Source organism: Proteus penneri, from assembly GCF_003144535.1.
GTDB lineage: Bacteria > Pseudomonadota > Gammaproteobacteria > Enterobacterales > Enterobacteriaceae > Proteus > Proteus penneri.
Genome location: NZ_PHFJ01000010.1, coordinates 35127 through 59161, shown reverse-complemented (window position 1 = coordinate 59161; position 24035 = coordinate 35127). Strand labels below are relative to the sequence as shown.

22 protein-coding genes are annotated in these 24035 nt (G+C 36.2%); 9 read left to right on the top strand and 13 right to left on the bottom strand.

From position 1 onward, the window contains the following. Positions 1-371: 371 nt before the first annotated feature. From CUB63_RS12350 to yddG, 5 genes are all read right to left on the bottom strand, one after another. On the bottom strand, positions 372-890 hold the full coding sequence (locus CUB63_RS12350; RefSeq protein WP_006536331.1) for a FidL-like protein: 519 nt from the start codon (positions 888-890) through the stop codon (positions 372-374). Next, positions 890-1744 carry a transcriptional regulator gene (locus CUB63_RS12345; RefSeq protein ID WP_109848146.1) on the bottom strand — a complete coding sequence of 285 codons (855 nt, stop codon included), beginning with the start codon at positions 1742-1744 and terminating at the stop codon, positions 890-892. Before CUB63_RS12345 ends, CUB63_RS12350 begins: the two co-directional genes overlap by 1 nt. 26 nt (positions 1745-1770) lie before the next feature. Next, positions 1771-2358, bottom strand: coding sequence for a TetR/AcrR family transcriptional regulator (locus CUB63_RS12340; RefSeq protein ID WP_109400116.1), 588 nt, complete (start codon positions 2356-2358; stop codon positions 1771-1773). A gap of 475 nt (positions 2359-2833) precedes the next feature. Beyond that, on the bottom strand, positions 2834-4108 hold the full coding sequence (locus CUB63_RS12335) for a bifunctional O-acetylhomoserine aminocarboxypropyltransferase/cysteine synthase (RefSeq protein WP_109400117.1): 1275 nt from the start codon (positions 4106-4108) through the stop codon (positions 2834-2836). 230 nt (positions 4109-4338) lie between these two features. Beyond that, positions 4339-5253, bottom strand: a complete 915-nt coding sequence (gene yddG, locus CUB63_RS12330; protein WP_109848145.1) for an aromatic amino acid DMT transporter YddG — start codon at positions 5251-5253, stop codon at positions 4339-4341. An 873-nt stretch (positions 5254-6126) separates the two neighbouring features. On the opposite strand from yddG, the gene CUB63_RS12325 reads away from it, so the two are divergent. The 6 genes from CUB63_RS12325 to CUB63_RS12300 all read left to right on the top strand — a co-directional run bounded on the left by CUB63_RS12325 (position 6127) and on the right by CUB63_RS12300 (position 11950). Then, the gene (locus CUB63_RS12325) at positions 6127-6687 is read left to right on the top strand and encodes a fimbrial protein (RefSeq protein ID WP_006536338.1); all 561 of its coding nucleotides are present in this window, start codon (positions 6127-6129) and stop codon (positions 6685-6687) included. Positions 6688-6785: 98 nt separating this feature from the next. Beyond that, positions 6786-7466 (top strand): fimbrial biogenesis chaperone, encoded by a 681-nt coding sequence (locus CUB63_RS12320; RefSeq protein WP_109400119.1) that lies wholly within the window; start codon positions 6786-6788, stop codon positions 7464-7466. 36 nt (positions 7467-7502) lie between these two features. Then, on the top strand, positions 7503-10022 hold the full coding sequence (locus CUB63_RS12315; protein WP_109848144.1) for a fimbria/pilus outer membrane usher protein: 2520 nt from the start codon (positions 7503-7505) through the stop codon (positions 10020-10022). After that, a complete protein-coding gene (locus CUB63_RS12310) occupies positions 10022-10540 on the top strand; it encodes a fimbrial protein (RefSeq protein ID WP_109848143.1) in 519 nt (172 codons plus the stop codon). Before CUB63_RS12315 ends, CUB63_RS12310 begins: the two co-directional genes overlap by 1 nt. After that, on the top strand, positions 10540-11613 hold the full coding sequence (locus CUB63_RS12305) for a fimbrial protein (protein ID WP_109848142.1): 1074 nt from the start codon (positions 10540-10542) through the stop codon (positions 11611-11613). Before CUB63_RS12310 ends, CUB63_RS12305 begins: the two co-directional genes overlap by 1 nt. 25 nt (positions 11614-11638) lie before the next feature. Continuing rightward, a complete protein-coding gene (locus CUB63_RS12300; protein WP_072064475.1) occupies positions 11639-11950 on the top strand; it encodes a helix-turn-helix domain-containing protein in 312 nt (103 codons plus the stop codon). Between the two features lie 135 nt (positions 11951-12085). Here the strand turns inward: CUB63_RS12300 and potD are convergent, their stop codons facing one another. The 6 genes from potD to cbrC form a co-directional block, all read right to left on the bottom strand. After that, entirely contained in the window at positions 12086-13129 is a 1044-nt protein-coding gene (potD, locus tag CUB63_RS12295; protein WP_006536345.1) for a spermidine/putrescine ABC transporter substrate-binding protein PotD, read from the bottom strand. Positions 13130-13243: 114 nt separating this feature from the next. Beyond that, on the bottom strand, positions 13244-14023 hold the full coding sequence (potC, locus tag CUB63_RS12290) for a spermidine/putrescine ABC transporter permease PotC (protein WP_006536346.1): 780 nt from the start codon (positions 14021-14023) through the stop codon (positions 13244-13246). Beyond that, positions 14020-14880 carry a spermidine/putrescine ABC transporter permease PotB gene (gene potB, locus CUB63_RS12285; protein ID WP_006536347.1) on the bottom strand — a complete coding sequence of 287 codons (861 nt, stop codon included), beginning with the start codon at positions 14878-14880 and terminating at the stop codon, positions 14020-14022. The genes potC and potB overlap by 4 nt, the downstream gene beginning before the upstream one ends. Then, positions 14864-15979, bottom strand: coding sequence for a spermidine/putrescine ABC transporter ATP-binding protein PotA (gene potA / locus CUB63_RS12280; RefSeq protein WP_109848141.1), 1116 nt, complete (start codon positions 15977-15979; stop codon positions 14864-14866). Before potA ends, potB begins: the two co-directional genes overlap by 17 nt. 546 nt (positions 15980-16525) lie before the next feature. Continuing rightward, complete coding sequence (locus CUB63_RS12275) at positions 16526-17563, bottom strand: S8 family serine peptidase (protein WP_229096586.1); 1038 nt, start codon at positions 17561-17563, stop codon at positions 16526-16528. A gap of 409 nt (positions 17564-17972) precedes the next feature. Further along, positions 17973-18563 (bottom strand): PF03691 family colicin E2 tolerance protein CbrC, encoded by a 591-nt coding sequence (gene cbrC, locus CUB63_RS12270; protein ID WP_109848139.1) that lies wholly within the window; start codon positions 18561-18563, stop codon positions 17973-17975. Between the two features lie 169 nt (positions 18564-18732). Here cbrC and dusA point away from each other — a divergent pair, with 169 nt between their 5' ends. After that, positions 18733-19767 (top strand): tRNA dihydrouridine(20/20a) synthase DusA, encoded by a 1035-nt coding sequence (gene dusA / locus CUB63_RS12265; RefSeq protein ID WP_109848138.1) that lies wholly within the window; start codon positions 18733-18735, stop codon positions 19765-19767. 42 nt (positions 19768-19809) lie between these two features. On the opposite strand, the gene CUB63_RS12260 is transcribed toward dusA, so the two are convergent. After that, positions 19810-20124, bottom strand: a complete 315-nt coding sequence (locus tag CUB63_RS12260) for a hypothetical protein (RefSeq protein WP_072065183.1) — start codon at positions 20122-20124, stop codon at positions 19810-19812. Positions 20125-20319: 195 nt separating this feature from the next. Beyond that, complete coding sequence (locus CUB63_RS12255; protein ID WP_109400125.1) at positions 20320-21303, bottom strand: quinone oxidoreductase; 984 nt, start codon at positions 21301-21303, stop codon at positions 20320-20322. Between the two features lie 155 nt (positions 21304-21458). On the opposite strand from CUB63_RS12255, the gene dnaB reads away from it, so the two are divergent. Next, entirely contained in the window at positions 21459-22868 is a 1410-nt protein-coding gene (dnaB, locus tag CUB63_RS12250) for a replicative DNA helicase (protein ID WP_023583065.1), read from the top strand. Between the two features lie 40 nt (positions 22869-22908). Further along, positions 22909-24000, top strand: coding sequence for an alanine racemase (alr, locus tag CUB63_RS12245; RefSeq protein ID WP_006536361.1), 1092 nt, complete (start codon positions 22909-22911; stop codon positions 23998-24000). Positions 24001-24035: the final 35 nt, after the last annotated feature.

Genomic DNA, 24035 nt, shown 5'->3' with positions numbered 1-24035 from the left:
TAAGATCAATAATTGAAAAAGGCTAAATCAAGTCTATATACAAATCGTGCTCTTTTTTTGTCATGAGGTCTTTATCAAGGTAAATATTGATGTGCTTTGTATCAGTAGCAAGACACAGAATCACTATTACTACACTCTATTCAAATAATCAGCAGACAACCTGCAAAGAATAAGCGTATTAAACCGTTACTCATTAATGAGCAAAGTGAGTGAACCTCACTGTTATCAATTTTAATTACTGTCATTCAACTAAGCCGATAAGCACTGATAGAAAGAAGAAAGAAGAGAGTTATAAACGAAGGGGATTAAATCAAAAGGTGATTATAATGCACCACCTTTTGATAAAAAGAACATGAGATAAAACGTCAAAGTTAATCGAATTTACTACCCGGTTTTAAGGTACAAATATAGAGAGGTGAATTAAGCGAACTTAATAGTAAGGTTTTCTCATTAAGCTTTTGCGCATTAATAAATAACCCATCATGACTATCTGACATTTCGCGCATAAAATAATCAAAAATAACGTCTGGAGATTCATCAATTGATGATGCGCTAGCATCCCATTGGCTAACAAAATAGTGACGTTCTGTCGGTGAAACACGCTTGGTCGTATAATCAAATTTCACATAACGTTGTAAATACAACCACCCTGCTTTTGAAGTGGTATAACCTTCAACAACAATTGATCCTTTACCATTGGCTCCAAATGAAAAATGAATATTACCATTCACATTTTCATCTTCCATATTTTCAAAACGCATAATGCCTTTGGTTGAGCAAACCATGACACCTTCATTTTTAATCGTTAATAATCTTGTTGCTGCATAAGTGGCGACCAAGATAAAAATCAGGGCCGATAAAAAACATAAAAGTTTCCCTGAGATTTTCATTAGTATTTCCAAGAATAGTAAAAGTAATTATCGCAATAACTGAATGGGTTATCTTCGTTCTTTGCACAATGAGCTAAAAATACCCGCCCTAATCCATTTGTTTGTAATTTATCACCATAAAAGAAAACAAATCGCTCACCTTTTACACACTGTAGATTAAGCTTCTTTCTTACCGCGTCAAAATTACGCACATAATTATCACTTACCGCGGAATTAATCATGGCTTCATTAGAAAGTAGCTCACAATCATTGTGTGTTAATGGTGTTAGTGAAATTGGCTTTGATTGGTGTTGGTTAAAAAAGATGATCACTGCAAGAAATACCGCACCTAATAAAAAACCAATGCTGGCTAAATACCAACAAATTTCTGGTTTCTGTGTTTTTTGAGGCGCTTCTTCTTGCGTAGACGCTAAAGGTGTTTGCGTTAAAGATAAAGGTGTCACTGTTTCAACAGCTATTTGATTTTCATCGTTAACTAAAATAGGCACTTCTTCATTTGTTTTAGTTGAAGGTAATAGCGTTGAATCATCAATCAATTCAACTGAAATATCTGGATTAAACTCTAATCGTCCTTTCGCAATGGTAACAATGATATTTTCAATACCATAATGGCGAAATGTTTTTCTTAATAAACTTAAATATTGGTTTAAATTACTATTTGATGAAACTAGCCCATTATCATCCCAAACACGTTTTAATACTTCATCACGATTAACCACTCCAGGGTGCTGAATAAAATAAAAAAGTAACGCATTTGCAGTAATAGAAAGATGTGTATCAACACTGTCTTTTTCTAATGATATCGCGCCATCCGTTGCGTCGTAATAAATTAAGGCATTTATTTTGTATTTCATTGTGCCCTCATTCATCCTGATTAAAATTACTGATTTTTTGTGTTTGCTATATAGTCAAATGTCATCTCAGATAATCTTGCTACTAATGCGTTACGCTCTTCTTGTGAAAGCGTAGGGCCCTCTGTTAATTCAGATAACCAAAGACCATCTGCGGCATAACGAATTAAAGTACCTAAATAACTATTATCTAATTTATCGCCTTTGGCTAAATGATCTAGCATCCAATCTCGCCAGCATTTACGCATAATAGGTTCATTTGGCATTGCTAAAGACAATATCGCTAATTGGCGACTTTCGTCAGACTGTTTTAAATCAGAAATATAAGTTAAATACGCACGAGAAAAACGCCCTGCTTCAATAGGATCATTTTCCATAATAACTGCAATACGACTATCCATAATACCTAATAGCCGTTTAAATACGGCCTGCACTAATTCCAATTTCCCGGGGAAGTGATGAAGTAGACCACCTTTACTTACACCCGCTTCTTTTGCTACAGCATTTAAAGAAAGAGAGGCTATTCCTTCATTAGCCACAATAACGCTTGCCGCTTCCAATAATTGTTCTTGAACTCGGATGGGGTCTTTTTTTCGGTGATGCGCAGTCGTATTCATGCATAGGATAATACCGACCAGTCGGTATGTTCCTTATTGATCAAAATCAATCACTTTTAGACTCGTACTAATTATCTGTAAATAATGCAGTTGACTTCACATTCCTTTATTTTTAATCAAATTTAATTTAAAAATTTAAATTAATTTATAGTTTTGACCTAGATAGATAAATTAATAATTTGAAGATAAGTTAAATTTGATTTTTATCAAGAATAAAATTTAACTTATTATTTTATTAAAAATAAAAATCAGAAAAAAACAAATAAAACAATACATTATTTGTTTATTTTAAATTAGGATTAATATTCTTTTCTAATTTAACTTTATATTAAATAGACTTCATAATATGATCATCTATTGAAATAAAATCATCAATACTTTATAAAGAAATCTAGCATCAAACAAACTCAGAATTTTAAATATTAAAAACCTTCTTTAAATAAAGAAGGTTTTAATTCTTAATGTATAACTTTAATTAAATACTGGCTTTTAATGCTTGTTCTAAATCCTCTAAAATATCATCAATATGCTCAATACCAATAGATAGACGAATTAAATCGCGTGAAACGCCTGCCCGTTCTAATTCTTCATCATTTAATTGGCGATGTGTAGTTGATGCAGGATGACATGCTAATGATTTTGCATCACCAATATTCACAAGACGAACAATGAGTTGCAATGCATCGATAAATTTTGCACCCGCTTCAGCGCCCCCTTTAATACCAAAAGAGAGAATACCCGCGGGCTTACCTGACATATAACGTACCGCTAAATCATGTTCAGGGTGATTGTTTAACCCCGCATATTTAACCCATGCCACTTGAGGATGATTCTGCAGATATTCTGCTACTTTTTGTGCATTTTCAGTGTGGCGATCCATACGTAGAGCCAGCGTTTCTAACCCTTGTAGAATTAAAAAAGCATTAAATGGTGACAATGCAGCACCTGTTCCACGCAAAGGCGCAACACGACATCTTGCTATATAAGCAGCAGCACCAAAGTGCTCAACGTAATTTACGCCATGATAAGAAACATCAGGTGTATTTAATATTTCAAAACGATCTTTATGCTCAGCCCAAGGGAATTTACCAGAATCAACAACAATGCCACCAATCGAGTTGCCGTGACCGCCAATATATTTAGTTAACGAGTGGATAATAATATCTGCGCCATGTTCAAAAGGACGACACAAATAAGGTGTTGCAACCGTATTATCAACAATCAAAGGTACACCATGACGGTGAGCAACATCAGCCAATGCTTGAATATCGACAATATTTCCGCTTGGGTTTGTAATAGTTTCACAAAATACCGCTTTTGTTTTGTCGTCAATTAACGCTTCAAGAGCCGTAATATCATCATGGGGAGCAAAACGTGCTTCAATACCAATACGAGGGAAAGTGTGTGCCATTAAATTATAAGTACCACCATACAGCTTCGCGACAGAAACAATATTGTCACCGACTTGTGCAATAGTTTGAATTGCATAAGTAATTGCCGCCATACCTGACGCTACAGCAACTGCTGCGATCCCGCCTTCTAATGCTGCAACTCGTTTTTCTAATACGTCATTGGTTGGGTTCATTATACGGGTATAAATATTGCCGGGCACTTTTAAGTCAAAAAGATCGGCACCATGCTGCGTATCATCAAATGCGTAAGATGTCGTTTGGTAAATAGGTACAGCAACGGCTTTTGTGGTTGGATCAGGTGAATAACCGGCGTGAACAGAAAGTGTCTCAAGTTTCATAGCAATTCCTTTTTTGTTGCATTTGTTCTTATCGTATTACTTAACACATCTTCATTGGAGATGTTCCAAGTGTAACTTTTCAGTTTATAAGTAATATAGATAAGCCGATATTTTCCTCATCGCATAGTGAAAAAATTTCAACTTACACAAATGCCCTTTTTAAATAGAATTTCTTGATCCAACAACCTCTATTTACGTCAATATTTAACTTAAAAACCCCCTATTTTAGGTTATTTGGTCATTTTAAGTGGTTTTATCGTTTTTTGACGAGTTGCTAACCAGCAAATTAAAGAACCGCCTGTCACCATCATTACCCCCTGCCAAAATGAGAAAGAAAGGGCGGTAGACAATAGTATTGAGGAAAATGCAGTAGAAATAACAGGCGTAAAATAAGAGAGTGTGGCTAATAAGGTTACATTGCCTCTGATCATACCGATTGTCCAAGCCGCATTAGCAAGCCCAATTGCTGCACCAGTGATTAACAAAAGCGTGATACTTTTTGTATTAATAATCCATTCAACTGGTGTTGAAAATAGGTATTGCCCCCATAACGCAAGTGAGGTTAATAAGAAAAAAGGCACTATACCATTATTCCCACCAGAAATAAGACGAGTTAAATTGCTATAAAATGCCCATAAAATGGCACCTGAAAACGCCAATATATAGCTTAATGGATTGCTTTGAATATTTTGCCATAAGCCTTCAATAGTTAGAGGATTATCCCCACTAACAACCCAAACTAATCCACTAAATGAACATAATAATCCTATGATCAGTAAAATAGAGAATCGCTGTTTATTGACTATGACAGCAAGTGCTAAGGTAAAACTAGGCCATAAATAATTCACCATTCCTAGTTCTATGGCTTGTGTTCTATCTGTTGCAAATCCTAATGCCAAGGATAAACACACTTCATATGTAACAAATAATATCGCTCCCCAAAAAAGATAACGTTTAGGAAAAAGTGATAGTTTAGGTATACCTAAGATCAAAATAAGAAACACTGTTCCTGTAGTATAAATCAGTGCAGCCCCCCCTACAGCACCAAAATACTCACTAATATTACGAATTAAACCAACAATGGTGCTCCAAAGAAGAATAGCAACAATGCCATATAACGTCCCTTTTGATGAGCTAGATATCATTTTGTGCCTTCAGATTTAAGATTGTGCCATTAGTGCCGATATTAAAATAAAACCAGCATAATTGCTTTAACCATTCTTATGCAAAAAAACAAAAAAAGTTGAATACTGAAACATTTTGTTACAATTAATATCAAACATAAAACATATTGACCTACTCCCATGAGTAGTAAAAAAAGTATCATCAATTTTATATTTATAAAATACGTCTTTTAATTTCAATTTAAAATGAATAAATAATATTTCTATTTTTTTATTCAAATATAAATTTCAATTTTATATTTGAATAAAAAAGAAACCAGACCGTCTCTTTTGAGCATAAAAAGTGTTATTTTTTGTATCCTTTTATAAATAGTTTCATTGTGAAATATATCATATGAAACATCATCTTATAAGTATATTTACAGAGTCCTTTTAGGACGTTCCTTATTAGAGACTTACAACGAAATAAAAACAAAAAATAAAAATACAATAAATATCAATACGATATGTGATACCATGAAATCATTAGATAAAATAATGTATTATTCCACTTTTTAACACTAGCTATTACCGATAGTTATCAAGATACCAATAGATATCACCTATAAAACAAGCTAAAAACGATCGTTTAAAACGATTTCTCTATTTTTTTTAGCACATCTATAATTTTTGTGAATTTGACTTAGGTATGAATATGACTGTTTTATCGTTTTTACGATAATTGCGGTAATCAGCTCTCTGTTAAATATATATAAACAGCCTTACGTTACACGTCTAAAAAATAATTTATCCCCTTTTATTCTCTATTTAAAAATAGAGAATAAATAGCGTTAACTATTAACTTAATATATTAAGTTAATAGTTAAATATATATTTAAAACATAGGAATAATTAATGAAAAAGTTATTATTGTCTGCAATTATCACTTCTGCAATGGCAGTTATTGTAGCACCTGCATTTGCAGAAGACACCGGCACTCCTGCACCAACAGAAGTCACCGTTAATGGCGGTACTGTAAACTTTGAAGGTTCTGTTGTTAATGCAGCTTGTGGTGTTGATAGTAGCTCAGCAAACCAAACTGTTCGTTTAGGTCAATTCCGCGTTGCCGAATTTACTAAAAAAGGTGATGAAACAGGTCGTATTCCTTTTAGTATTAAATTAAATAACTGCGATATTACTGTTTCAACATTAGCTGCAATTACTTTTAATGGTACAGCCTCTGACGGCGATGCAAGCGCATTTGCGTTGCAAGGTAGTGGTGCAGCGACAAATGTAGCATTAAAAATTACTGACTCAAGCAGTAAAAATGTTATTCCTGGCCAACCATCAACAACTCAAAAGTTAATTGAAGGCGAAAACCAATTAAATTATAACGCATCGCTTGTTTCAACTGATGACACCGTTAAGGCAGGTAGCGCAAACGTTACCACAAACTTTATGGTTACTTACTCTTAATTGCTCATCATTTTTGATTGATATCTGATTGCCAAGGACGGCATATTTTTATCAAAAAATACAATTGCCCTATATTCATTACCTAATATATTTTTATTATGAAAAAAATACTTATATTCCTTACTATTTTTCTCTTTCCATTATTATCTTATTCTAATGGTGTTTCATTAGGTGCCACACGTATTATTTATAATTCAAATATTAAACAAACCAACCTTGTTATTACTAACTCAGATAAAGAAAATAGCTTTTTAATTCAGTCATGGGTTTCTGATAATAACGGAGTTAAAAATAATAATTTTATTGTCACACCTCCTTTATATATTCTTGATGCCAATAAAGAAAATGCATTAAGAATTATGTATACCGGTGCACCACTACCTGAAGATAAAGAAAGTTTATTTTGGATGAATGTAAAAGTAATCCCTTCATTACAAGATGAACTAGCTAAGGAAAATACACTACAAATTGCAATACAGAGCCGAATAAAGCTTTTCTATCGCCCCGGAAATTTGCCTGCTTATAATGAAAAGTTTGCAAATCAGATTTCTTTTTCTTACCAGAATGGTGAGCTTATTGCGAATAACCCAACACCTTATCATATAACTATGGTGAATTTAGCGGTAAAGGATAATCAACTTCCTACCAGCATCATGATAAATCCGTTATCTCAATTAGTGTTAGGAAAAATAAAAAGTAATGCAAATCTCATTTCATTCCAAACAATTAATGATTATGGCGCACAGACGGCTGTATTAAAAAAAGAAATCTCTCATTAAAGATTACATCAGCTCAAGACTTCTTGGTCAAAAAACATGATTAATAAAAATACAGTTTATTTCTTCTTTTCTGGTGCTATCACAATATTAATGGCTTTGCCATTTTTAGCACACAGTGCAAACCGATTTAATCCTGCATTTTTGGCTGACTCTCCCGATTCTGTCGCTGACTTAAGCTATTTTGAAGCCGGAAATAGTATCAAACCAGGAGATTACCCTCTTGATATTATTTTTAATAATGAATATCTGAGAACAGAAAACATTCATTTTATTAGCCAAGATAAAAGTGTAACTCCTTGTTTAAATAAATCTTTTTATCTATCATTAAATATTAATACTAAACTATTTTCTGATATTGAAAACGCCTCAGATAAACAATGTATTAATATTGAAGACATTATTCCCGACTCTGTTATTAATTATGATATTGAGAAACAAGCATTAAAAATTCAAATCCCTCAAGCAGCTTTAGATCTTAAAGCACGTGGTTATATTCCACCAGAAAAATGGGATAACGGTATTACTGCGGGAATATTAAATTATACCTTTAGCGGTGCCAACAGTTGGGGAAATTCTCATAATAATAGTTACTATTTAAATCTACGTAGTGGGATCAATATTGGCGCTTGGCGATTAAGAGATTATTCCACTTGGCATTCATCTAATGGAAAAAACCAGTGGAACCACATCAACACCTATCTTCAACGCAATATCGTGTCGTTAAAAAGCCAATTACAAATTGGCGACAGTTATACGTCATCAACACTTTTTGACAGCATTAATTTCCGAGGTATTTCCTTAGAAAGCGATGACACCATGTTGCCTGATAGCCAAAGAGGTTTTGCCCCTATTGTTAGGGGAATAGCAAATAGTAATGCCAAAGTCGTTATAAAACAAAATGGCTATGTTATTTACCAAACCTTTGTTGCGCCTGGAGCATTTGAAATTAAGGATCTCTATCCAACATCAAATAGCGGAGATCTCTATGTTTCTATTGAAGAGAATGATGGCAGTAAACATGATTATGTTGTGCCGTATTCTGCAGTGCCCATTTTACAGCGAGAAGGTCAAAAACAATTTGTTATTCAAGCAGGTGAAATCCGCCAAAATAACCAAAATAAAAAACCACGCTTTCTACAAGGCCATCTAATCTATGGATTGCCTTATGACACAACAGTATATGGTGGGGCTTTAGTTAGCGCTGATTATCAATCTTATGCACTTGGAGCCGGTAAAAATATGGGCTCTTTAGGTGCATTATCAACAGATATCACTTTTGCTCATAGTAAACTACCAGATAATTCGACATCAGAAGGCTACTCTTTACGCTTTCTCTACGCAAAATCACTTAACCAATTTGGTACTAATTTTCAATTATTAGGCTATCGCTATTCTACTTCTGGATTTTACACGCTAGAAGAGACGCTCAACACACGTATGTCTGGCTATCTCTATGAAGATAATCAACAGACTCCTTCACGTTATTTTGACTTGCGTAATCATAAAAAAGGCAGTCTCCAGATCAATTTATCACAACAACTTGCCGATTATGGCTCTGTTTTTATGACAACACACTGGCAAAACTATTGGGGAACGAATGAGAAAAACGTCTTAGTCCAAACGGGTTATAACGGCAATATCAAAGGACTTTCTTACAACATTATTTACAGTTATAACCGCATGATGAATAGTGGAGAAAGGGATCAAACACTCTCTTTTGGCGTTTCTATTCCGTTACAACTTCTTATGCCTTCAGGTTATCAACCCATCAATAGTGCCTATCTCACTTATAACTACAGCCATAATAATAACGGTTATTCTGCTCATAATGCAGGTGTTGCTGGCACATTGCTTGACGACAATACGTTAAATTACAGTGTTCAACAGGGATATAGCAATCAAGGTGGCAATTATACGGGAAGTGCTTCTCTTGGATATCAAAGTCGCTATGGCAATTTCAATGCTGGTTATAACTACCATCAAGATGCTCAGCAACTCAATTACAGCCTTGCAGGTGGCATGCTGTTACACAGTGAAGGGATCACATTAAGTCAGCCATTAAGCTCAAATACCATTTTAGTTGATGCTGGCAAAACAGCAGATGTACCGATTGATAATGCAACAGGAATTTATACTGATTGGCGTGGATTCGCGGTTATTCCCTATGCCACAGCTTATCGCCAAAACAAAGTTGCTCTAGATACCACGGCTCTCCCAGATAACATCGAAATTGAACAAAATATTCAACAAGTCATTCCTACTCAAGGTGCAGTTATTAAAGTTAACTTTGACGCTAAAACAGGATATCGATTATTACTGACATTAAAACAACAAGGGCGACCGCTACCTTTCGGTGCTATCGCTACCGATAAACAGAATCATCTCTCCGGTATTGTGGGCGATGATGGTTTGCTCTACCTCTCTGGCGTACCTCACTCAGGCCTATTAGATGTTCGCTGGGGCAATGAATCATCTAAACATTGCCAAGTGAACTATCAATTACCTATTGAACAACACAATGAACCCTTTGTAAAAATGACACAGGAGTGCCAATAATGCGCAGATTAATGCTTGTTTTGGCTTTATTGATACTTTCTATAAGCAAAGGCAATACTTATGATACTTTGATTCAAATTAATGCCCGAGTAACCGGCAACACTTGTACAGTAGAAACCAACTCAAAAACAATTACGGTGAAACTAGGTAATATTGCGACTAAAGATTTCACTTCAACGACAATTACTCAACAACGTACACCTATTATCCCTTTTAGTATTAAGTTGGTAGATTGCCAACCCGAAGCCAGTGGCGTGAAAGTCAGCTTCAAAGGGACGCCTTCTGCATCAGATAATACATTACTTGCAGTTAATCAGGATGGTGCTCAAGGTATTGCTATTGCACTTATGGATAAATCAGGCACACCTATTGCCATCAATGAGAAAAGCCAATCTTACCTGTTATTGCCTAATCAAGATAATACCTTGCAATTCTATGCCCGCTACGTCGCAACACATTTGCCTGTTAGTTCAGGGCAAGCTAATGCGACTGCGACTTTTTTACTGGAGTACCAATAATGAAATATTTCCTTTCTTTCTTATCATTACTGGTTTTTTTAGTGTTTATCCCTGAGAAAAGGGTATGGGCAGTGGCAGATCCTCTTATTGTATCACCTGTACCTATGAGTTTTGATGGTGCTGCTGATGGAACGCCAGCCGGTACGCCAATCACTTCAACATGGATTGGGGAAACATCTGTTTATAATGGTTTCAAATGTGAGAACAAATTCCTACAAAAATGTTGGGTTGAAACACTCTATGCCAATGCATTAGGTTCAAAAATAAGTGGGATCTACTATTATGAAGGCAGTAATCGATATCCTGTGTATGCTCTTGCTGGCGTAAAAGGTATTGGTTATGCCTTTGGGTTAAAAGATAATAATGACAATGTTTCTTATGTGCCTATTGATGTCGGCACAGGCTCAAGTGCAACGATTATTTATCCCGCAGCAGGCTCAACAGTAAACAAAGGCGTAGACCGCGTCTCATTAAAAGCAAAAGTTGTCTTTGTCGTTACTGACGAACACTTAGAAACTGGCGTTTATAATATTCCTTACACCGTAATTGCCAATACTTGGTCTGAGTACGGCGGTGCTCATAAAGGAAATAACACCTCACTTGTCGCGATAAATCCTGTAACAATCACCATTAAAGCTCGTGGCTGCACAGTCAATACCAAAAACCTAACCTATGAGTTAGGTGATATTTCAATGAGAGAGATGAGTGCTGTTGGTTCAACTTCAAAAATACAAACAAAGCCCATTTCAGTGACTTGTGATACCAATGTTCACTTGTACGCCAGTATGACCGATCAATCTACCTATTCTAATAATACGGATATTCTCACCTTAACATCAGATTCAGATGCATCAGGTATTGGTATTCAATTTTTCTTTAATGATACCCCTACCCCCGTAACTTATGGACCTGACATTAGTGCAACGGGACAACCTAACCAACGTTTACTTCATATAACAACATCTAATAACGAAAACTACACATTAAACCTGTCAACTCGGTATATCACGACTGGAACACTAAAACCTGGTAAAGCAAACGGGTTGGCCAGTCTGACTTTTTCTTATCAATGATGATTTGAATTTTTAAGGCTGATAAATGATAGATAACAGCAAAACCATTAATTTTCGTATAGGTCAGCGAATACGCCATTTACGAAAAAAATTAAAATATTCAGGTACTTTATTCGCTAAAGAATTAGAGATAAGCCAGCAACAGCTTTCTCGTTATGAACGAGGAACAAATAGGATCAGTATCGAATTAATTTATCGTATCTCTGAGAAATTTGATGTTCATATTAGTTACTTCTTACAAAGTAATCATATTTCAAGTATTGAACAACGAAGAAAAACTCAAGAAAAAAACAATCGGTTAATTGCCGAAAGCTGTATTAAGAATGATTTTAATTGAACGTAATCTATTTACTCTTTTTCTCATTACTGGCTATCTTTTACTTCTCTTTATTTTTAATTAAATAAATATGTATTCTTTTCTATTATAAAAAAGCCACCTTAACGGTGGCTTTAGGGTAAAAATTAAAGGTAATTAGCGTCCGGCTTTTAATTTTTGGTAATAGCTTTCGTATAATACAGTTGCATCACCCACATCATTTTGCCATTCGCCTTTGTTAATAATCTCTTCTGTTGGATAAAGAGAATTATCTTTAGTGATCACATTTGGTAGTAATTTTTGTGCGGCAAGGTTTGGTGTTGGATAACCAATATTCTCTGCAACTTTGGCGGCTATTTCTGGACGTAATAAGAAGTCGATAAGTTTATGAGCACCTTCGACATTCTTAGCATTAGCAGGTATCGCTAAGCTATCCATCCAGAAAATACCCCCTTCTTTTGGCCACACCATTTCAATCGGGGCGCCAGCATCACGAGCAATAAATGCCGAGCCATTCCAAATCATCCCTAAATTAACTTCCCCTTGCATATAAGGGTTAGCGGGGTTATCTGAATTGAATGCTAATACATTTGGCATCAACTTTTGTAGCTCTTTATAGGCTTCTTCAATCTGTTTAGGATCAGTTGTATTGCCCGAATAACCTAATTTCAATAATGCCATTTGGAACACTTCACGGGCATCATCGGTTAATAACAGGCTATCTTTATATTCAGGTTTCCATAAATCTGCCCATGAAGTAATGCTACTCACATCAACTTCATCGCTATTAATACCAATAGCTGTCGCTCCCCAAATATAAGGGATTGAGTAATCATTTTCTGGGTCGAATGATTTATGTAATAAACTAGGATCGAGATTATCAAAATGAGTTAATTTTGATTTATCGATTTTTTGTAGCATGCCTTCATGACTCATTTTAGAAATAAAATAAGTAGAAGGAACCACCAAATCATATGCACCTTCTTTATAGGTCTTTAACTTGGTATACATGCTTTCATTGGATTCATAGGTGGAATAAATCACCTTAATCCCAGTTTCTTTCGTAAACTGTTCAAGCAAACCAGGCGGCACATACTCCGTCCAGTTGTAGAAATATAATGTCTTACCATCATCAGCCGATGCTGTGCCGATACTTAATGCCATTACACTGGCAGCAAGTACAGAGGACCACTTTTTCATTTATGTTTCCTTCAGTGGTTGATGCGTTAATATCAAATAGGCAGCTAGCCTACCTCCAACAGATTGGTCATTAAGACCCCAAAAAGTGCGAGAAACTCGCACTAATACATGTCATTACGCTTTGCCAGTTCGGTCTTTTAAGATCAACTGACTAATTAACACTAATACTAAGGATAGACCTAAGAGGATGGTTGCAAGCGCATTCACCTCAGGTGAAACCCCAACTTTCACCATTGAGTAAATTTTCAGTGGTAAAATCTCATAGCTTGGTCCCGTCACAAAAGAAGAAACCACCACGTCATCCATGGATAACGTAAAGCTTAATAACCAACCTGAAGCCACTGCTGGCATGGCTAAGGGCATAATGATTTTACGTAAAATAGTAAATTCACCCGCACCTAAATCTTTGGCTGCCTCTAACATTTTCACATCAAATCCACTTAATCGTGAGTACACCGTTACTACAACAAAAGGTAGGCAAAATGTAATATGTGAAAATAAAAGCGACCAAAATCCCAATGAAACACCTAGGATCATAAACAGCACAAGCAATGAAATTGCCATCACAATATCAGGTGACATCATGACAACAAACAACATACCACCGACAAATTTTTTGCCACGAAAACGGTAGCGATAGAGTGCAACCGCTGCTAATGAGCCAATTAATGTCGCAAATGTCGCAGACGTGACCGCCATCGTTAATGAATGCCCAGCCGCTTGAAGCAGACTGTCATTATTAAATAAAATGGCGTACCAATCTGTGGTAAATCCTTTCCAATTAATCCCGAAACGCGATGAGTTAAAAGAGTTAACTATCAGAATGATAATCGGGATATAAAGATACGCGTAAATAATGGACATAAATCCACCACGCAATAACCGTCCTATCATTCTATTTCTACCTTCTTATGCAGTAGCTTCACGGCTCGGTAATACACAAACAGCATTAATCCCATCACCAATGTTAAGCAAATACTGGTTGCCGCCCCAAAAGGCCAGTCACGAATATTTAAGAATTGGCTTTTTATTACGTTACCAATTAGTAAATTCTTCGCGCCCCCCATTAAATCAGCGACAAAGAATAACCCCATAGCAGGTAACATCACGAGTAAACAACCCGCAATAATGCCTGGCATTGTTAATGGAATAATAATACGAATAAAGGTTTGAAATTTATTGGCACCTAAATCGCGCGCTGCTTCTAAACAAGATTTATCTAACTTTTCAATGCTGGAATATAACGGTAATACCATAAAAGGTAGCAAAATATAAACCAGCCCCAGTACAACGGCTTCTGGGGTATAAATAATCCTGAGTGGTTTATCAATAAGTCCAACCCACAACAGAAATTCGTTAAAATAACCTTTTGTACTTAGGAATATCTTTAATCCATAAATACGAATAAGGGAGTTTGTCCAAAAAGGTACAATCAATAAAAACAACATTAATGGCTGTATTTTCTTAGGCATTTTTGCAAGGAAATAAGCAAAAGGATAACCTAATAATAAACACGCTAATGTTGCTACCGCCGCCATATTGATTGAATGCAGTAATACTTCTGCATACATAGGATCAAATAAGCGATAATAGTTATCGAGTGTAAAGACCATCTCGACAAGGTTAGCATCATCACGCGTTAAAAAACTGGTCGCAATGATCATGATATTCGGCAAGAAGACGAACACCATCAACCAACCCACAACACCAGTAATTACGATGTTTTGAAATAGTTTACGTGTTTTCTTCATCTGCCAGCACGACCTCCCAGCTTTCAACCCAAGTCACTGCAATTTTTTGGTCTAACGAGTGATCAACATCTGGATCATCTTCATTAAAGAATTCACTAACCATCACTACCTTGCCATTTTCCATTTCAACAACAGAATCTAGCGTCATGCCTTTATAGTTACGTTCACGAACATAACCAATCAGACCAGGAAGATTTTCAAGATCGTGAATTTCTTCAACCCGGAGATCTTCAGGTCGAAGTAATACTTTGAGGTGCTGGTTTTGTGTCACTGGTAATGTGGTATAAATATCACATTCATGACCTTCAACATCAGTACGAATACGCGTTTCATCAATACGATGGAGTACACGTGCATCAAAGATATTAATTTCACCTATAAATTGCGCAACAAACAGGTTTGTTGGCTCTTCATAAATTTCACGCGGTGTTCCATCTTGCTCAATACGCCCTTCACGCATCACCACGATCCGGTCTGACATAGTCAGCGCCTCTTCTTGGTCATGAGTCACGAAAATAAAGGTTATTCCTAATTTACGTTGTAAGGCTTTTAATTCATTTTGCATCTGTTTACGTAATTTGTAATCCAGTGCAGATAATGATTCATCAAGCAATAAGACCTTTGGTTTATTTACAACAGCACGCGCAATCGCAACACGTTGCTGTTGTCCACCTGAAAGGTGTGCAGGGCGACGTTGGGCGAAATCTTCAAGTTGCACCATACGCAAGGCTTCTTCAACGCGAACATTAATCTCTTCAGCAGGCGTTTTTTGCATGCGAAGACCAAATGCGACGTTTTCAAAAACAGTCATATGAGGGAAAAGTGCGTAACTTTGGAAAACCGTATTTACAAAACGTTGTTCCGCTGGGATATCCGTAATATCTTGCCCATCAAGAATTATTTGCCCATCGTCAACGTCTTCTAAACCCGCAATTAAGCGCAAAACCGTCGTCTTACCACAGCCCGAAGGACCAAGGATGGTTAAAAACTCGCCATGGTTGATAGTGAGATCGAGGCGGGAAATAATTTGTTTTCCGTCGAAACCTTTACTTAAGGATTTTAATTCGACAACTGGTATCAGAGATGTTTTCTCAGTCATTTAAGGTAATACTCTATCCCGAAGAATAATGCAGATAGAACCGCCACTGGAAAAGACTGTGTGAGCTGCCGGAGCATTATGCTCCACAGAAGCCCAAAACCAGCGACGCCGTATGTATAGTACAAGCGGAAAATGATAAACGCAGTGACGTGAAATTGAAAGCAAAAAGGTGCTTAAACAATGAAAAACTATTCATATTTAAGTTTTTCATCATAAACTATGCTCTTTAGGATTTATGATAAAAACACAATAAAATCAAAATACTATTAATTTATATAAATAGCAAAAACCAATTAAGTTTATGATTAAATAAAATTTCGCCTAGAAGTTGTCTAATCGCCTTATTTTCCTATAAATACTTATTAGCTCATTTATTTGCAGTACTATTTTTTTGTATCGTTATTCATACAAAAAGTTAATTAAATTACGCTTCTTTTTATATTTTCATCTTATCATGATGATAAAAACTTTATATATCATATAGATAAAATTGAAATAACACCTCCTAATATTTTGGAGGTGTTAAAGGAATGGATGCCATTTTACTTAATGACGTTTTATTAATTTTTTTAAATACAAAATTGCGTTATTCACATTGGGTAAAGGGCCAATTTTATCATTTAACAGTGGAAACGTACCTGTTCTAATTAATAAGTCACGCATTTGTATCGGCGTTAACACACTGTTTGTATGGTCTTTATACCAAGATTGGATCACCGCTGCAGCTCCTGCAACTAAAGCACTAGCTGACGATGTACCACTAAAATTAGCCGTATAAGTATGGTTATCATCACTTCTAAACAGATCACCATAACCAGCCGTTGCAACATCTTCTCCCCACGCTTGTACATGAATAGGTGAACCATGCGTTGAGAAAGGCAATCGATTTAATGTATAGGGTGAACCCGCACCAACACGTATTGAATTATTATCATGACGTTGTCGATAACTTTCATAAGCAGGTAAATCTAAATCTACCCCTCCATTACCAGCCGCCATAATCACAATGATCCCAGCATCTGTTAATGCGCGAGTCGCTTCCCAAATATGCATTTCATAGTCAGCGGGTACGTAAGCTTGGTGCTCACAGATGGTTTGCATTTCATATAAAACGATATCGCCCGCATGTAATATGCGTTTACTGGCAATAATCGCATCAATGCGCCCACAAGTTAATTCAGAGATGGCATAAAACATATCTAATTTATAAGCGAGCCCTGTGATCCCTTTACCATCTTTTTTTCCCATTATTAATCCTGCAACCGCAGTACCGTGATCAGCCTGACTGGTTTTTTCATTAAAAGGGAGTAATGGTGTAATATTATCCGTTGATAAATCATGATGAGAAAGATTGAAATCCCACTCAATATCAGCGACTTGTATCCCTTGTCCATAAGCTTCTTGTTTCCATGCTTCAGAAATCCCCAATCCATTAATTTTATTAATATTTATCGTTTTTTCTGGCATATTTAGGTATTGCTGATATTGAGTAAAATCAGGCGTAATATTAGGAGGTTCAATAGGCTGTATCGGTATCGTTTGTACATATTCGATATCAGGGTGTTGTTGTAATACTTTAATCATTTCATCTAAAGAATAATGATTACTCTCTGGCAAATTAAGGTAATAATATTTATTTAGATCATTAAAATTTATTGAAATAGAATCAATATAATTTTTTGGAGGTAATTGATGAGCAGAGGACATTATTGGAACTAAAGATATATTAGTTAAAAAGGGATAATATTTTTTATGAAAATTAGAAAATAACAGATTTTTATTATCATAATCAATGTGTTTTACTTTTATAAGGATTTTTCTTTTAATGTTCATATTCAATGCTCCTCTTTTTATTTTTTTGCTTTATAGCGTAAAATATTGAGCAGTGACTATTTCCATTTTTAGTAGAGATAATATAAATAGATTGTTTTATAAAAAATAATATCAAGCCTGTACTCTAAAAATAGGCTTAATATTATTTGAATGATATTTATTAACTAAAATCAATATGTAGACGTAATTTTCCACAACAACAACATTTAAATAAATAACCTTGGCATCCACCATCATCCCATAAGCGCTCTGATAAATCAGAAAGTTCAAAACCAACGTCTTGAATATCTTGTTCTAAAGAAGCAAATTGTTCTAATTTATCCTTGATATCGTCCCATTCTACATAATCAATAAAGGCACAAGGTTCATCGCAATGTATTAGCCAATATTCTTGTTGCCAGCCATGATAACCAGGCGTCCGTTTTGTTAATTCATCGAGTTTATTTTTATCTATAGGAGGTAGAGTAGAACCACAATACTCTCCCTCTTCGTCATAAAGAACTTCTCCGCCTTCAATGCTTGCAATATCTTGAAATTCACCATCAAACTTTTCACTTGCAGAACCATCCGCAATACACCACGGGCATAGTGCATCAATATCTTCTACTGAGTAGAAAGGGCTACCATAATAGATATCAGTTTCCTTTCCACAACAATCACATATAACGGTATCATCTGTGATAAAAACACCTGTTTTTATCGGTTCAGGATGATATTTAAAATAAGGTAATGCTCTTTTTTCTGTTGGCATATGTTTTCCTATTTTATAGTTTATTATCACTTATCTTCGGCTTTATAAAATCATCCTAGCATCAGATCTAGCATGTGTAAGCTATCCTCTATGCTATAATGCGCGCTCATTTTATCTCCTTTAATAATTTAGAGATAATCACCGCCTAAATAGACGAAAGAATTACAACATGTCAGAAAATATAGAACTCAATAAATCAACAGAAAATCATGATGTTAATAGCAATTCAAAAAAATATAATTTGAACCGCTTCTCTGTTGCACCGATGCTCGATTGGACTGATCGTCATTGTCGTTATTTCTTTCGTCAGCTCAGTAAAAACACGCTGCTTTATACTGAAATGGTGACAACAGGTGCCATTATTCATGGTAAAGGTGACTATCTAAAATACAGTGAAGAAGAACATCCAGTTTCATTACAATTAGGCGGAAGCGATCCCCAAGCTTTAGCGCAATGTGCAAAATTGGCACAAGAACGTGGTTATGATGAAATTAATTTAAATGTAGGTTGTCCTTCAGATCGCGTACAAAATGGGCGTTTCGGTGCTTGTTTAATGGGAGATGCACAGCTCGTCGCAAATTGTGTGAAAGCCATGCGTGATGTGGTTGATATTCCTGTCACAGTAAAAACACGCATTGGGATCGATGACCAAGATAGCTACGAATTTTTATGTGATTTTATTGAGACTGTCAGTCGCGATAATAATTGCGATACTTTTATTATTCATGCACGTAAAGCATGGTTATCAGGTTTAAGCCCAAAAGAGAACCGTGAAGTTCCACCTCTAGATTATCCTCGTGTTTATCAATTAAAGCGTGATTTCTCGCATCTCACTATGGCGATTAATGGCGGAATTAAATCGTTAGAAGAAGCTAAGGAACACTTAAAATATATGGATGGTGTTATGGTTGGCCGTGAAGCTTATCAAAACCCATCAATTTTAGCGCATGTTGATCATGAACTTTTTGATAATCAATTGCCTATTGCTGATGCTGTCGCTGCCGTAAGAGCAATGTATCCTTATATTGAAAAAGAACTCTCACAAGGGACTTATTTAGGACATGTTACTCGTCATATGTTAGGGATTTTCCAAGGTATTCCGGGCGCTAGACAATGGCGTCGTCATTTAAGTGAAAATGCGCATAAACAAGGTGCTGATTTATCTGTATTAGAAAATGCCCTGAAATTTGTGACTGATAAATAATGTAAAAAATAAAACCAGCCCCTAAAGGCTGGTTTATTTTAATTAAAGTAATGAGAAGAAACGATTATAATTTGCAATTAAATAAGCGATTTGAAATTCAAAAGCCTCTTTAACTTCACTTTTACCTTCTTCTGAACCCTCTTTCTTTTTAATATCAAAAAAGGCGTTTTGCATTAATTGAACTGATACATCCATTGATTTTTGAAATGCAGATAAATTATTATTTTCACCCAATCGTTTAAATAATGCTTCTATCTTTTCATCAGCCACATCACGAATAAACTGTAATTCAACATTACTGACTTTATTATCCTCATAGATAAAATCAATAAAATCATTTAACTCATTCTTTTGCATAAGCACTCCATACTCTATTAATAAAATTAGTAGAAACGTAAATTAAAAGAGATAAAGTTAAAAATAAATATAAAATAAAAATAAGGTTTTTTTTTGATAATAAAAATAGGAATGCATTATATTTATTAATAAAAGATAAATATTTAAAACCTGTCTAATTTATTTTAAACAGGTTTTAAATCTTAAAAATAATAATTAAGGAATAAGTAAGCTTGATCCTTGAGATTGTCGGCTTTCAAGATAATGATGCGCTTCTTTGGCATCTGCTAAAGCAAATTTCTGATTATCTGGCACACTAACATCAATTTTACCACTACCAATTAATGCAAATAATGCTTCACTTGCAGCATCTAGCTCTTCGCGCGTTGTGATATAACCCGAAATAGATGGGCGCGTCACATATAAAGAACCTTTTTTATTGAGAATACCTAAATCAACACCCGTTACTGCACCTGATGCGTTACCAAAACTCACCATTAAGCCTCGATGTTGCAAACAGTCTAACGAGTCTAACCAAGTCGCTTTACCAACAGAATCATAAACAACTGGCACTTTTTGGTTATTAGTTAGCGCCAAAACACGTTCCACAATCGACTCAGTCTGGTAATTAATTACTTCCCATGCACCTGCGGCTTTTGCTTTAGCAACTTTTTTATCACTGCCTGCTGTACCAATCATTTTTGCGCCAATGGCTTTTGCCCACTGGCTTGCAATTAAACCAACACCACCAGCAGCCGCGTGAAATAAGAAAGTTTCACCAGTTTGTAATTTATAGGTTTCATTGAAGAGATAATAAACCGTTAATCCTTTTAAAAAAGAGGCTGCAGCTTGTTCAAAAGAGATATTATCAGGCAGACGCGCCACTTTATTTTCTGGTACATTATGCGTATCGCTATAAGCCCCTAGCGGAGATTGCGCATACACAACTCTGTCCCCTTCTTTTAGTGAAGTCACTTTAGCGCCTGTTTTGATAATAATGCCCGCAGCTTCAGTGCCTAATCCACTTGGAAATTGGCTTACAGGATATAATCCGCTACGTACATAAGTATCAATATAGTTAATACCAATTGCCTTATTGGCAACTTGAACTTCGTGATCACCAAGAGGAGCGGGTGTAAATGTTACTAACTCAAGAACATCTGCATCACCATGAGTTGCAAATTGAATACGTTTAGCCATTACTATCTCCTTTGTAGGATGAGAGGTTAAATACACGAGCGCAAAAAGACCTTTAGAGATAATGACAAAGGATAGCTATTTCTACAAGGCACAGATAATTGGGTTAGCGTATACTAATACGCTGACTGAGACTTTTTCGATTTTATGCAGGATTTATGGCCAGAAACAAGACCACTGACAAGCTGATGTCTGATATTAAAGACCGACAAATGGAGGGATTAAAGCTACCTCCCCATTCGCTGGAAGCAGAGCAGTCCGTGTTAGGCGGTCTGATGATAGATAATGAACGTTGGGATAATGTTTCTGAACGCGTCACCGCAGAAGACTTTTATAGCCGACCTCATCGTACTATTTTCTCTCAAATGCAACGTTTGTTGGAATTAGGCAAACCTATCGACCTTATTACGCTATCAGAAGCATTAGAACAAAATGCCGAGTTAGACAGTGTTGGCGGTTTTGCTTATTTAGCAGAACTTTCTAAAAATACGCCAAGTGCGGCGAACATCAACGCTTATGCCGATATTGTCCGAGAACGTGCTGTTGTTCGCGATATGATAAAAGTCGCCAACGAAATTGCAGATGCGGGTTTTGATCCTCAAGGACGCACCAGTGAAGATCTACTCGACTTTGCTGAATCAAGAGTGTTCCAAATTGCTGAAACAAGAGCCAATAAAGACGAAGGTCCTAAAGCAATAGATGCCATTTTAGAAGAGACAGTTGAAAAAATAGAACAGCTCTATCAAAAACCTCATGATGGTGTCACAGGTGTTTCAAGTGGTTATCAAGATCTTGATAAAAAAACCGCAGGATTACAAAAATCAGATTTAATTATTGTCGCGGCACGTCCTTCGATGGGTAAAACCACATTTGCCATGAACTTATGTGAAAATGCGGCAATGACAGAAGAAAAACCCGTACTTATCTTTAGTTTAGAGATGCCTGGTAACCAAATTATGATGCGTATGTTGGCATCATTATCTCGTGTCGATCAGACAAGAATTCGTACAGGCCAGCTTGATGATGAGGATTGGGCGCGTATTTCAAGCACCATGGGTATTTTGCTTGAAAAACGCAATATGTATATCGATGATTCATCGGGTTTAACACCAACAGAAGTACGCTCTCGTGCTCGTCGAATTTATCGTGAACATGGTGGTTTAAGTCTTATCATGATTGACTACTTACAGCTAATGAGAGTACCTTCATTATCTGAAAACAGAACTTTAGAAATTGCTGAAATTTCTCGTTCTTTAAAAGCATTAGCTAAAGAACTGCAAGTTCCCGTGGTTGCACTATCACAGTTAAACCGTAGTTTGGAACAACGTGCTGATAAACGCCCTGTTAACTCCGACTTACGTGAATCGGGCTCTATCGAGCAGGATGCTGACCTTATCATGTTTATTTATCGTGACGAGGTTTATCACGAAAGTAGTGATTTAAAAGGTGTTGCAGAAATTATCATCGGTAAACAACGTAATGGTCCAATTGGTACAGTCAGACTTACCTTTAACGGTCAATGGTCACGCTTTGATAACTACGCTGGCCCAGCTTACGACGATGAATAATCACTAACCTTGATTTAATTAGAGGAAGTATTGGAATAATATGAAAGCGGCAACCGCAGTGATAGATCGCCGCGCTCTGCGTCACAATTTTCAGCATGTGAGAGACTATGCCCCACATAGCCACCTGATAGCTGTCGTGAAAGCAAACGCTTATGGTCATGGGTTATTAGAAACAGCGTATACCTTAATGGATAATGCTGATTGTTTTGGTGTTGCACGTATTGGTGAAGCATTAACCTTACGAAGTGGGGGCATTGTAAAACCCATTCTTCTGTTAGAAGGTTTTTTTGATATTGCTGATTTACCTATTTTGGTCGTCAACCATATTGAAACCGTTGTTCACAGCCAAGAGCAATTAGAAGCCTTAGAACAAGCCAATTTAGATGAACCCGTAAAAGTATGGATGAAAATCGATACTGGTATGCACCGTTTAGGTATACGCCCTGAAGATGCACAAGCTTTTTATTTACGACTTTCTGCCTGCAAAAATGTACAACAACCTGTCAATATTGTGAGCCATTTTAGTCGCGCTGATGAACCTGATGTTCCTGAAGCAACACAAAAACAAATCTCACTATTTCAAGATTTTATTCAAGATAAAGCCGGTGATAAGTCTATCTCAGCTTCTGCTGGTATTTTATTTTGGCCTCAAGTTCATTATCAATGGGTTCGCCCCGGCATTATCACTTATGGCATCTCACCTACTGGTGATGAAAGAACGGGCAAAGACTTTGGTTTAACCCCGGCAATGACACTGAAAACAAGTCTGATCGCCGTTCGTAAACATAAAGCGGGTGAACCTGTTGGTTATGGCGGCACCTGGGTCAGTGAAAAAGACACTTATCTTGGTGTGATCGCCATTGGTTATGGTGATGGCTATCCTCGCAGTGCGCCGTCAGGTACTCCGGTGTGGATTAATGGTCGAAAAGTGCCTATTGTGGGTCGTGTTTCGATGGATATGATCAGCGTCGATTTAGGGACTGAACTGATTGATAGTGTCGGTGATGAAGCTATTTTATGGGGAGATGTGCTGCCTGTAGAAGAAATTGCCAAATATAGTGGTATTAGCGCCTATGAGTTGATTACAAAATTAACCTCGCGCGTCATCATGGAATACCTAGACGAACAATAATACACACGATATTGTATCCCTATGACACACTAAAA